General features: G+C 43.2%; 10 protein-coding genes. 1 reads left to right on the top strand and 9 read right to left on the bottom strand.

Going from position 1 to position 13,064, the window contains the following annotated elements:
* Nucleotides 1–192: 192 nt before the first annotated feature.
* From AC3E8G_RS05000 to AC3E8G_RS04970, 7 genes are all read right to left on the bottom strand, one after another.
* Nucleotides 193–531: a YlbF/YmcA family competence regulator gene (locus AC3E8G_RS05000; RefSeq protein WP_490677166.1), complete on the bottom strand. Its 339-nt coding sequence runs from the start codon at nt 529–531 to the stop codon at nt 193–195.
* A gap of 102 nt (nt 532–633) precedes the next feature.
* Entirely contained in the window at nt 634–1,740 is a 1,107-nt protein-coding gene (locus AC3E8G_RS04995) for a prephenate dehydrogenase (RefSeq protein WP_490677165.1), read from the bottom strand.
* A 12-nt stretch (nt 1,741–1,752) separates the two neighbouring features.
* Nucleotides 1,753–2,919 carry a chorismate synthase gene (gene aroC / locus AC3E8G_RS04990; protein WP_490677164.1) on the bottom strand — a complete coding sequence of 389 codons (1,167 nt, stop codon included), beginning with the start codon at nt 2,917–2,919 and terminating at the stop codon, nt 1,753–1,755.
* Nucleotides 2,920–2,939: 20 nt separating this feature from the next.
* A complete protein-coding gene (gene aroB / locus AC3E8G_RS04985) occupies nt 2,940–4,004 on the bottom strand; it encodes a 3-dehydroquinate synthase (RefSeq protein ID WP_490677163.1) in 1,065 nt (354 codons plus the stop codon).
* Nucleotides 4,005–4,105: 101 nt separating this feature from the next.
* Nucleotides 4,106–4,981, bottom strand: coding sequence for a shikimate dehydrogenase (gene aroE / locus AC3E8G_RS04980; protein WP_490677162.1), 876 nt, complete (start codon nt 4,979–4,981; stop codon nt 4,106–4,108).
* Nucleotides 4,971–5,648 carry a type I 3-dehydroquinate dehydratase gene (gene aroD / locus AC3E8G_RS04975; RefSeq protein ID WP_272083554.1) on the bottom strand — a complete coding sequence of 226 codons (678 nt, stop codon included), beginning with the start codon at nt 5,646–5,648 and terminating at the stop codon, nt 4,971–4,973. Before aroD ends, aroE begins: the two co-directional genes overlap by 11 nt.
* Nucleotides 5,645–6,808, bottom strand: coding sequence for a class I SAM-dependent rRNA methyltransferase (locus tag AC3E8G_RS04970; protein ID WP_490677161.1), 1,164 nt, complete (start codon nt 6,806–6,808; stop codon nt 5,645–5,647). The genes aroD and AC3E8G_RS04970 overlap by 4 nt, the downstream gene beginning before the upstream one ends.
* A 243-nt stretch (nt 6,809–7,051) precedes the next feature.
* On the opposite strand from AC3E8G_RS04970, the gene AC3E8G_RS04965 reads away from it, so the two are divergent.
* Entirely contained in the window at nt 7,052–9,238 is a 2,187-nt protein-coding gene (locus AC3E8G_RS04965) for an LTA synthase family protein (protein WP_490677160.1), read from the top strand.
* A 480-nt stretch (nt 9,239–9,718) separates the two neighbouring features.
* Here AC3E8G_RS04965 and pulA read toward each other — a convergent pair whose 3' ends face one another.
* Together pulA and AC3E8G_RS04955 are read right to left on the bottom strand one after the other, a co-directional pair.
* A complete protein-coding gene (gene pulA, locus AC3E8G_RS04960) occupies nt 9,719–12,016 on the bottom strand; it encodes a type I pullulanase (protein ID WP_490677159.1) in 2,298 nt (765 codons plus the stop codon).
* A 76-nt stretch (nt 12,017–12,092) separates the two neighbouring features.
* Nucleotides 12,093–13,061, bottom strand: a complete 969-nt coding sequence (locus AC3E8G_RS04955; protein WP_490677158.1) for a diacylglycerol kinase family lipid kinase — start codon at nt 13,059–13,061, stop codon at nt 12,093–12,095.
* Between the last annotated feature and the right edge of the window lie 3 nt (nt 13,062–13,064).

Below are 13,064 nucleotides of genomic sequence, written 5' to 3'. Positions count from 1 at the left end.
GAGAAACGAAAGAGGCTGGGACTAAAGTCCTAGCCTTTCAATTGTCTTTGGATTGTTGAGCAAGACGCAGTGGTTGAGTGGGCTCTACTACGCTGATTTCATCAGCTTTTACAGCCCTACTCAACTATGCGGAGGTGGGACGACGAAATCGAATTCTAACGAATTACCGATTTCTGTCCCACTCTCTCTCCCTTATTTAAATAGATCTTGAACTGGATCAAAAATAATCCGTTCAATATCTCCTAGATAAACTGATAGTTGCTGTTGTTTGGTGAAAAATTCATTCACAATTGGGTTTCCTTGTAATTTTCCAGCAAAGTCTTGCATCTTCTTTTGTTGGTCTTCAGTTGGCATTTGTCCAGACTGGATGACTCCATGAATTTCTTGTTGGAAAGCCAGATAGTCTCCGAATAAAGCTTTTGCATCGGCATCGGCATTGATGGCTTCCTTACTAGCAAGAACTACCTTGTATTCTGGTAAGTCACGAATTCCACGTGACAACTCATTGGCTAGATCATAAATATTTGACATGTGATTTCTCCTTAAGGATTTGGTTTTTTTCTATTATACAAAGATTCTGGTAGATCTTGTGTTAGAAACTGCTATTTTTGTAAAAATCCTACTTAGGACCTACTATTTGATCACCACACTATAATTCGTTTGCTCGGTGATCAGGGCTTCAGCCCGCGCTTGATCAGCAGCCGTCTTAAAGGAAATCTGAAGAATCCCGTAGACATCTTCCCGGTTTTCTTCATTGATATGAATATTGACCAAGGAGGTACCACGAAGCAACTCCAGGATTCGAAGAATGACATCTTCTTCGTCTGGAACATCCACAAAAATATCGAAGGTGCTTTCCACCCCTCCTCTCTTATGGATCTGCATATGTTGCCGTTGCTCTCGACTGTGGTCAAAGAAGGACCAAATGGCATCTTCTTGTCCTTGGCGAATCATATCAGCAACTTGGTCAAGGCGAGCCTGAAAGTCTACTATCCGATCGAGAACAGCAGCTGGATTAGATAGCAAGACTGAGGTCCACATACTGGGCTCACTCTCTGCAATCCGCGTCATATCACGAAATCCTCCTGCAGCAAAGCGACCTGCTAGGGCATGCTCTTCTGTATAAGCAGCTGCTTGTCCCATCAGGGTAGCTGCCAATACGTGGGGAAAGTGACTGATCTGGGAAGTGACCCGATCGTGTTCCATTGGATCCACCTCGATGAAGCGGGCTCCAAGCCCTGAGAGTAGAGCTTTCAATTCCAAGACCGCACTTGGGTCAGTCGTAGCTGTTGGGGTAAAAATATAGTAGGCATTTTCAAAGAGAGTAGAATCAGCTGAGGCAGCTCCTGTCTTGTGACTCCCTGCCATGGGATGCCCGCCGACAAAACGGACTGGGAGATGTCTAAAAGCATTTTCGCCAGCTTCTACAATGGCCCCCTTGGTGGAGCCCACATCTGTCACAATGACTCCTTCTTTCAATGATATTTTCGCCAGTTGCTGAAAGGTTTGAATCGTTTGCTTGACAGGTAGGGAGACGATGATGATATCTGCACGACTAGCAAACTCTTTCAAATCAGCCGTCACCTCATCAACAATTCCCTTCTTTAGAGCAATATCACGTGATGCCTGACTACGATTATAGCCTAGTAAAGTCACTTGCGGATGGGCTTTTCGGATGCCCATGGCTAACGAAGCGCCAATCAGTCCAAGACCGACGATATAAACAACCTTTTCTTCCATCTATTTCTCCAGTTAGAAAGCTTTGGTATAGGCCCGATGACGCTCGACAGCCTCCTTCAATTCTTCCAGATTATCAGATGAGAACTTGTCCAAGACTTCTGTGGCTAAGATCGTTGCCACAACTGCCTCCATGACAACCCCTGCAGCTGGAAGCGCTGTTGGGTCACTCCGCTCCACCGTTGCCTTATACGGTTCGTGCGTTTCAATATCGACACTCATGAGGGGTTTATAAAGAGTTGGGATTGGTTTCATTACTCCACGGACGATAATCGGCTCTCCATTGGTCATGCCGCCTTCAAATCCGCCCAGATGATTGGTTCGACGAGTATACCCATCCTGCTCAGACCAGAGAATTTCGTCCATGACTTGACTGCCTTTTCGACGACCTGCTTCAAATCCTAGACCGAACTCTACACCTTTAAAGGCATTGATAGAGACAACCCCTTGAGCAATCTTGGCATCCAATTTCTTGTCCCATTGGACAAAAGATCCCAGACCGACAGGCACACCACCTACAATCGTTTCGACGATCCCTCCGATGGTTTCCCCTTCTTTCTTCACACTATCGATATAGGCCTTGATTTCCTCTTCTCGCTCTCGATTGACGATGGAAACTTCTGACTGAGCAACCGCTTCCTTGATTTGGGAAACCGTTAGATTTTCCGGAACCTCTACTTCGATGCCACCGAAATTGACGATGTGGCTGGCTACCTGAACCCCAATCTCTTCCAATAGACGTTTGGCTACTGCACCTACTGCTACCCGCATGGTTGTTTCCCGAGCGGATGAGCGTTCCAAAGAATTTCGTAAGTCATCGAAACGGTACTTGATGCCGCCGACCAAATCAGCGTGGCCTGGACGAGGCTTGGTAATTTTCCGGAGCCCCTTCTTCTTTTCCTCCACATCACTAACAGACATGATCTCCAACCATTTTTGATGGTCTAGATTGGTGACATTCAAGGTGATAGGACCTCCCATGGTCAAGCCATGTCGAACACCTGACGTGATCTCGACCTGATCGCTTTCAATCTTCATCCGTGCTCCACGACCGTAGCCCCCTTGACGGCGTTTTAATTCGACATTGATATAATCAGCTGTCAATGGGAGCCCTGCTGGCACTCCTTCGATAATAGCTGTTAGACGTGGCCCGTGTGATTCTCCTGCTGTTAAATAACGCATGCTATCTCCTTTGTCGCTTTCTAGTGTAAGAAGTCTCTCATTTCTTCCAATGGGACTGGATGGATCTGACAAGTTCCAATTTCAGGTACCAAAACGAGTTTCAATTGATTGCCCCTCGCCTTCTTGTCCAAGGTCAAGGCCTGATAAAGCTTTTCCTTATCCCAAGTATGGAATTCTACTGGTAAGCCAAATTTTTGACACATTTGACGAATAGCCTGCGTTAAACCGGCTTGAACCAATCCCTTAGCTTCGGCCACCTTAGTAACTTGCACCATTCCAATCGCTACGGCTTCTCCGTGCATGACCTGGCCATAACCGGCTGTTGCTTCGATCGCATGGCCAAGGGTATGACCAAAATTTAGATATAGCCTAATGCCTTGATCTAGCTCATCTTCGACGACCATCTTGCGCTTGACTTGACAGGAATGGGCAATCAGGGATTCTGCATGCTCATAAATAGACTCAACCGAGCCATCCATTTGATCCAGCTCTTCCCATAAGACTGGATCTTCGATGAGACCGTACTTAATGACTTCCCCCATGCCCTCGATCAACTCGCGCTTGCCAAGAGTCCGCAGCACTTCAGGGTCAATCAACACCCCATCCGGTTGGGCAAAGGTTCCTACCATGTTCTTAGCATAGAGTGTATTGACTCCGGTCTTGCCTCCGATAGAGGAGTCGACCTGAGCCGTCAAACTAGTCGGTACTTGGACGAAATGAATCCCCCGCATATAGGTGGAAGCCACAAAGCCTGCTAGATCACCGACAACACCACCCCCAAGAGCGAGGATGCCGTCTGATCGTGTCATCCCATTCTTGGCTAAGAATTCATAGACTTTCTGAACGGTCGTCAGATTTTTACTAGCTTCTCCTTCTAGGAACTCATAGCTAATCACTGTAAATCCTTCACTTTCAAGGCTTTTTACCACCTGACTTGCATAAAGAGATCCTACATGGTTGTCTGTTATGACTGCTACTTTTTGAGCTTTCCATAATTGACTGAGCCAGGTTCCAACCTTTTGGATTGCGCCATTCTCAATGACAATCTCGTAACCATTCTTTGGTAGATCAACTTTCACCTTCATAAGGATCTCCTTTCAAATCCATGTGAAAAAGATTACAATTTCACTATTGTATAAAAATAGAAAACAGAGCATACTTGATTAAGTTTTTCTGTTTTCTTCCATCATTTTTCTAATACATAATCTGGGTATTCCAATTTCAAAGCTTGCCAGACTTCCTCTTCCGGGAAAGATTTATCCGTCATCAGTTCGAAGGCAACGGCTGCTTGATGGAAGAGCATTCCCAAGCCATTTAAGGTTTGCGCCCCTTGTTCTTCAGCTAATTGAAGAAAAGGTGTCTTGGCGGGATAATAAGCTAAATCAGCCACTAGACATCCTTTAGGAAAGTTAAACTCTTTCGGAATAGGGAGAGAAGACCCGTCCATTCCTAGTCCTGTAGCATTGATCAATAAATCCGTCTCTTCTATCGTTGCATTTAACTGATCCCGACTGGATAGGTCATGAAGGACAATTGAAAAAGCAAGAACTTCAGATAGTGGAGCAAAGATAGCCTGATGCTTATCTAAGCTTTCTGGACGAACAAATAAATGAATTTCGCCAACTCCTTGCCGAATAGCCTCTACAACAATAGCAGTCGCAGCACCACCCGCGCCTAAAAGTACGAGTTTCTTATTCTTTATCGAAAAAGTCTTGGGGAGACTCTTTAGAAAACCAAGTCCGTCTGTGTTGTAGCCTGTTAAACGACCATCTTTCTGAACAATCGTATTGACCGAACCAATAAGTTGTGCGCTTCCATCTACCTGATCTAAAAATGGCAAGACCCTTTTCTTGTATGGCATGGAAATATTAGCGCCCAACATATCCAGTACCCGTAACTGTTGAAGACTTTGTTCGACTTGTTCTTCTTCCATTTCCCAAGCAAGATAGACTGCATTGGTCGCGGTTAATTTGTAAGCCCGGTTGTGAATAAAGGGTGAGATACTATGACGAATGGGCTTGGCAATCACGGCCGCCATACGCGTATAGCCATCAATCTTCATCTAAGATCTCCCGAATCTTGTGCATGCTGGACAAGCTAATTTGACCTGGTGCACTTTGCTCTCCAACACTGGCATAGGACCAAACAGAACCGGTTAAATCGGCAGCAATGCGAGAGATTCGGCCGATTTTCCCCATAGAAATGGTTACGAACTCTTGTTCAGGATTAAGCGTCTTAAAGCCACGTGTATAGTTCATTAGATCCAGAACATCCTGCTCACTTTGGGCCATAACCGAAACTTTAACCAGCTTTGGTGTAAGACTCGTTAATTCAGACATAATTTCCATCAAATTTTCAGGGGTTTCCTGGAAATTATGGTAGCTTAAGCAAAGATTGGAGTAATCCATCATCTGATTAAACTCGGCCTGATGACCAAAGTACTCAAAATCGACATAATCCGGATGGTAGATGTTGTTGATATCATGGATAAGGGCTACGTACTCTTCACCAGAAAGTTCAATTTCTCCTCCCTGCTCCCGTGTCCGTAGCGTAAATAAAATTTCACGGCCTGCAAATTTCTCAAAGATGGCAGGCGCAACCTGTAAAATATCATTTTTGTCCAAGTAATCCGCACGCCATTCAATCACATCTGCATCTTGATAACGACTGGCATCAATGGCCTGTGCTTCTTCAAAATTTCTTGGCATTACAGAAACGACTAATTTCATTGATCCACCTTAATTGTAAAAACTTTCAAGTAATTACTACTTTCTTCCCTTTCATTGTAACGAAAATCAGCTGGAAGTCCCACTTCACTGATATAGCGATGTTTTTGGCCTTTGAAGCCCTTTTCAATTTCTTTCTTAAATTTATCCCGACTGACATTGGCAGCATTCGTACTTGCAATCAAAATACCATTTGGATTTAAAATCTCTAGGGACTGCTCAATCAGTTTGTGGTAATCCTTCGCAACTGAGAAGGTACGCTTCTTATTGCGAGCAAAACTCGGAGGATCTAGAACGATCACATCATAAGTCAAACCATGACGTTTGGCATACTTATAATAATCAAAAACATCCATGACAATAAAGCGGTGGTGATCCAGTTCTAAACCATTTGCCACAAAATGAGCTTCGGATAGTTCGCGACTCCGCTTGGCCAGATCTACAGAAGTCGTTTCTACTGCTCCTCCCATAGCCGCTGCTACCGAAAAAGCCGCCGTGTAGGAAAACATATTGAGTAAGGATTTACCTGCAGCTAAGCCATCTACTAAACTAGCACGCACATCGTGTTGGTCCAAGAAAATCCCTGTCATCAAGCCATCATTCAGAAAGACTTGGTAGCGAACACCATTTTCCAAAATCAAAAAATGCTCTGGAGCTTCTTGACCAAAAAGATGGGCTGACTCATAACCTGGATCCTTGAAACGGATTTTTTCATATCCTCCCAAAACCTCTGGAAAGACTTCTTGAAAAGCCGTAACAAGAAGCTCTCTAATTTGATAAACAAAGGCATTGTAAATGGAAAAGACGGCATAATCTCCATAGAGATCAATTGTCAGGCCACCAAATCCGTCGCCTTCTTGATTAAAAACTCTAAAAGCTGTATCCAATTCCGACTGATAATAAGACTGGCGCTTGGACTTGGCCTTAGCAAATAGATGACTAAAGTAAGCCTGATCCAAGTTGATTTTCTTCGTAGAAATGACCCAACCAAGTCCCTTGTTTTGCTCTGATAGATAGCCTGTCCCAAGAAAATGGCCCGAAGCTGTGACCAGCTCGACCACCTCATTGTCAAAGGGGAGTTGCCCAAAGTCAATCTTTTCTAAAATCTTATAACCTTTATGGATTTTCTTCTCAACTTGTCGGTTAATTGTCAGCTTTTTCATACTCTCTATTGTATCAAAATTTTCAAAAATTCACAAAGTCTCTTCCTTAAAAAAGCGATTAATAACATAGGCTTCACCATCACTTTGAACATTCTCTCTCTTTTTGTTTAGTAATGGATGACAAATCTCAATCCTCTACTTTCATTCCTTCATTATCCGCTTGCTTTATTTTCAAAACGTTTTAAATTATGGTATACTGTTGTAAGAAAATTTTTAGGAAATAAGGCAAGGAAGTATATTTTTGTGAAAAAAATTACCAAAACGATACTCGATGCTATGAGTACCAGACTAGGATTTGTCTTTACCCTACTGTTGCTTTATTGGTTTAAAACCATGTGGGCCTATACAGTAGACTTTAATTTAGATATTCAAGGCTTCTATCAGGTTTTTCTCGCGGTCATTAACCCGATACCGTTAAGCCTCTTATTGATTGGTCTCGCTTTTTATATTAAGAGAACCAAACTCTTTTATTTGCTATCTTTTAGCATCTATGTCATTTTATTTATCTGGTTGATTTCCAACTCGATTTATTATCGTGAGTTTACAGACTTCGTAACGGTTAATACCATGCTGGCCTCTAGTAAGGTTTCCGCTGGTCTTGGAGCTGCAGCCTTAGAATTATTCCGTCCCTGGGATATTATCTATGTTTTAGACTTCCCGATTCTAGCTTTCCTCTTCTTAAAGAAATTGGTTAAACTAGATCCCCGTCCCTTTAACAAACGGGCAAGTTTTGCAGTGACTTCGCTCTCTGCCATGCTCTTCTCGGCCAACCTTTTCTTAGCAGAGATTGACCGCCCAGAATTGTTGACGCGTGGGTTCTCCAACTACTATGTGGTTCGTGCGCTTGGTTTGCCAGCCTTCTTGGGTTACAGTGCCAACCAGACCTACATGGCCAATAAAGAACGCTCAAAAGCTTCTGAAGTTGACTTGAAGCCAGTTGAAGAGTATGTTGCTAGCCATTATGCTCAACCAAACCCTGAAACTTTTGGTCTCGCCAAGGGACGAAATGTCATCTATATCCATTTGGAAAGCTTCCAACAATTCTTGATCGACTATAAATTGAAAGTCGATGACAAAGAATACGAAGTGACCCCTTTTATCAACTCGCTCTACCATTCAAACGAAACCTTTGCATTTGCCAATATCTTCAACCAGGTAAAAGCTGGTAAAACATCGGATGCAGAGACCATGATTGAAACAGGCTTGTTCGGTTTGAACCAAGGTTCCTTTATGGTAAATTACGGTGGGACCAATACCCAGCAAGCAGCTCCTTTCATTCTTTCTAAGAATGGTTACCAATCCAGCGCTGTTTTCCACGGAAATGCCGGAAGTTTCTGGAACCGTAATACAGCCTACAAACAATGGGGCTACCATTACTTCTTTGATGCGTCATACTTTACCAAGCAAGATGAAACCAATTCCTTCCAGTATGGACTTAATGACAAGATCATGTTGAAGGATTCCATCAAGTACTTGGAACACATGCAACAACCGTTTTATACTAAGTTCATTACCGTTTCCAATCACTATCCTTATACGACGAGTCTGATTGGTGACGAGATTGGTTTCCCTCTTGCAGAGACGCAAGATGAAACCATTAATGGCTATTTCGCAACAGCCAACTACTTAGATTCTTCTATCAAGGCCTTCTTCGATTATCTCAAAGCTTCTGGCCTTTATGAGAACTCCATTATCGTATTGTACGGAGACCACTACGGTATTTCTAATTCTCGAAATCCATCCCTGGCTCCTTTGCTTGATAAGAACTCTGAGACTTGGTCAAGTTATGACAATGCCATGTTGCAACGGGTACCGTATATGGTGGTCATTCCTGGTATGAACAAGGGAAAAGTCATTGAGACCTATGGTGGAGAGATTGATATGCTTCCAACATTGGAACACTTGTTAGGCATTGATTCTAAGAACTTCCTTCAAGTTGGTCAAGACTTGTTATCTCCTGATCACAGTCAAATCGTGGCTTTCCGTTCTGCTAACTACTTTGTGACTCCTGAGTATACAAGTTACAGTGGCCGGACCTATTACACCAAGACTGGTGAAGAAATCACCAATCCGGACGAAACAACGAAAGAGCAACTGGATAAAATCCGTGAGGCAGCGAATTTACAACTTAAGATTAGTGATAGTATCCAAACAGGAGACCTCTTACGATTCTACACTGGAAATGATCTTGGTAAAGTTAACCCAGATGACTACTCCTACAACAACTCGATGAAAGCATTGAAGAAAATTGAAAAAGAAAAAGGGGATGCCTCAACCAGCCTCTATAGCCAAAGAGGCAATCAATCAACCGTTGATCTCTTCAAAGCTCCAAGCTATAAGGAACTCCACCCTGAACAGTTCAGTTCATCTTCTTCAAGTGAAGATTCCAGCTCAAGTAGCTCAAGCTCATCTTCATCAGAAAAAAAATAAGATTGGGACCTCCCAATCTTATTTTTGAATATAGACAAACTGTTTTTACTTTAAGGAAGCTGGACTTTTTTAAAAAACACTTCTATTACCTTGGATTATTAAAGCAAATCTAAAACTTTCCGCTGTGAGAAAAGTACTTGAAACATAGTGTTTCAAGTACTCGGGAGTTTTGAAACTTTAGGTTCAAAACTAAGTCTTGGAACTTCCTGCATTGCTGAAATCATCCACTGGATAATTTCACCTAACCTCCGTACTCACCTAAGGAAAATTTTTAATTTTTAAGTGGGCATTATCTTCTATTTAAAATAAGATTGGGACAAAAGTCCTAGCCTCTCAATTATTTTTGGATTGTCGAGCAAGACGCAGTGGTTGAGTGGGCTCTACTACGCTGATTTCATCAGCGTTTACAGCCCTACTCAACTGTGCGGAGGTGGGACAACGAAATCGAATTCTAACGAATTACCGATTTCTGTCCCACTCTCATTTCTTCCATTCAAAGACAGATGCTGTTAAATTCTCTACATAGAATGGACGTTTGTTTCGGCTATTTCCAACAAGGAGCTCAAGATGATTTGCGTTCTGGAGATAGAATGGTAGTCCACTGGTGTTAAAGATAACATAATAGTGTTTATCCCAGGTCAATTCAAAGACCACAACCCCACTACCCATATCGGCAGTATGGACAAAGACATGTTGATAAATCTCCTCATAAGATTCGAGGGACAAGGCAGGTAGTGTCTTCTTCAAATGAATGATTTGACGCACATATTCGATTGTATCCTTGTTGACAGATACTAAATCCCAATCGACTTGGTTGACGGCATCTGGCGCATTATAGGAATTCATAGCCCGTTCTCGATCTTCATGTGTCACTTCTCCATCTTCGCCCGTTGCAACTAGTTTGGTTCGTAGGAACTCTTGTCCAACCTGCATAAAGGCCATCCCTTGGAAGAGGAGATTCATGGCTGTCGCCATTTCTACCTGCTTCTTAATTTTCTCCTGAGAATCATTTGGATGGACATAAGAAAGTAAATCATAGAGGTTGTAATTATCATGGGCTTCAACATAGTTGAGTACTTGACTTGGAGTTAGGAAGGATCCCAACTCTGCACTTCCCAGAACGGAACGCGCAATGATGTCTTCTGTAGACTTCCGACTAACATACCCACGTTTGATGGATCCGAAGACTTCAGCTCCCTTAATGGCATCTCGAGAGGTATCATTAAAGAAACCGACTTGGGCCATTTGATAAGCATTGTTCTTTTTGGCCTTATCTTCTGGAGCCAAGCCTGTCCCCATATCCCAACCTTCTCCATAAAGGAGAATCCGCGGATCAATCGCGTCCATGGCTTCACGGATTTCATTCATGGTATCCACATCGTGAATCCCCATTAAGTCAAAGCGAAAACCGTCAATCTTATATTTTGTTACCCAATACGTCAAGGAATCAATCATGAATTTGCGGTACATCTCATGCTCACTGGCCGTCTCATTCCCAACTCCTGTACCATTTTGGAAGGATCCATTTGGATTCATCCGGTAGTAATAATCAGGAACGGTTGTTTGGAAGGCTCCATCTTCTGTCGAATAGATATGATTATAGACCACATCCATGACTACCGAAATACCCGCTTCATGATAGGCGTGTATCATTTCTTTTAACTCACGCATGGTGGTCTTAGGATCGTGAGGTTTGGTCGAGTAACTAGTCTCTGGAGCAGAGTAATTCTGCACATCATAGCCCCAATTGTAGAGGACATTCCCGTCTTCATCATAGGTCTTATAGCGGTCGGTCACTGGTTGCAGTTGAACCACATTGACCCCTAATTCCTTGATATAGTCAAAGGCTGTGGCATCTCCTTGGGCGTTCTTTGTCCCAGTCTGGTGAGCTCCTCGGTAGGTTCCTCGATAGGCTTCATCCACACCGGAAGTCGGAGAAATGGTCAAATCCCGGACATGCATTTCATAGACAACCGCCTGACAAGGATTATCCAGACGCCAGTCAGCCTTTTCATAAGCTTCTGACTGAAAGGCAGGGAAGATGCAATCCTGATGAGAAAGAATGGCAGATTTTTTCCCATTTTCACTGGTAGCGATCGTATAAGGATCACGCGCAATCTCTGTATGGTAATCAAAATAAACCTTATACTGATAGGCTAGTCCACTGAGGTTTCCCATGACATCCGCATACCAGACACCACAGTTATTGCGAACATGGTCGCTAGATTCTCTCTGACCACGAACCATTGGGACAATCTTCCAGACCTTGCTGTCATTGGCGACAGAATCATAGATGAGAAGGTCTACTTTATTGGCAGTAGGTGCCCAAAGTTTAAAGCGATAATCATCATCTTGCTGGCGATACCCCAACCAACCCTGATAGCCCCATTTGGCATCAAATTCTTGATAGTGGGTCGCCATATCAAAAGCGTGTGGTTTCCGACGGCTGTATTCATGACTGGTCATTGCAGCCTGCAAGGAATAATAAACGGTGTCATCCCCTTGAATCAACCAGACTTCCCGCACCTTCCCTTCTGGCAAAAGCTCAATATGGTATTCATCCGACTGACTAAGCCAGTTTCCTTCCTTGATGATGACATGGCCAATGTGTTGAGGTGTCTCACAGTTATAAACTAGGAGCCCCTCAACTCCAAAATAATCGAGCTTGGAGAAAGAGACTTCCTCTCCCCATACTCCTTCATGCCACTTCCACATATCACGGGCAAAATAATCACCTACGGGATGATGGTAGTGGATTTTTACTTGATACTGATGCATCCTATTGTATTTCCTATTTCCTAATTAACTAAGTAAGAAGAAACTGGCATTGCCCACTCTCAGCAATATTTCACCATTATTCTTCTGATTTGTATTCTGAATGGACCAAGGCATCGTCATTAATTTCATCGATGTTGGCAAAAAATTCCAAGTGATTGTGGAAGACTTCCAGTTCCACCGGTGTATCTCCACCGTATTCACCATCTAAATTGATCTTGAACTCTTCCTTGTTGTCCAAAACTTCAATCTTCAATTTAGAGGTTTTAAGATATTCAATATTTGAATCGTTGACGTGTTTTCCACCATTGACGGCTTGCATAATGAGGGACAACATATCAAATAATTTAGCGGTTTTCACTAAAATCAAGGTGAAATTCCCATCATCAAGTTTAGCATCTGGGGCCACACTTTCAAAGCCACCGATTGAATTGGTCAAAGCCACGAAGACAAGCGAAACTGGTCCAACATAGACCCCATTGTCGTGCTCAATCCGCACCTTGCGGGTTTTATTTTTAGGGAACTTCTTAACCGCTTCAGCCACATAAGCAAAGTAGCCATAGCGCGACTTCACCTCACTCGGCACACTAAAGGTCAATTCAGATAAGGTCCCTGCGGCAGCAATATTGATAAAATATTTACTTCCGTATGCACGTCCGATATCCATCTGAATGGTTTGATTCTTCTCAATGATCCGCGCAGCAGCGACTGGATTTCCCATCGGAATCTTCAGAGCACGTGCGTAATCATTGGTTGTTCCCGTAGGGATAAAAGCCATTTTGGGACGGTGTTCGAGACTAGCAACCCCGTTCACTACCTCATTAATGGTCCCATCTCCACCAGCAGCAATGATCAAATCAAATCCTGCTTTAGCAGCCCGTTCTGCTTCTAATTGAGCTGATAAGGGCTCTGGAGTGGTCTGATAGGCACTTGTTTCGTAGCCGACATCCTCTAACACATCCAATACTTCTGCGATGTTCTTTTTAATGATTTCCTGACCAGAGGTCGGATTATATATCACTCGTGCTTTTTTAATCTTATTTTCCATACA

This window comes from Streptococcus sp. SCPM-O-B-15294 (M123), from assembly GCF_058200455.1.
This window is presented reverse-complemented; position numbering and strand designations above follow the sequence as displayed.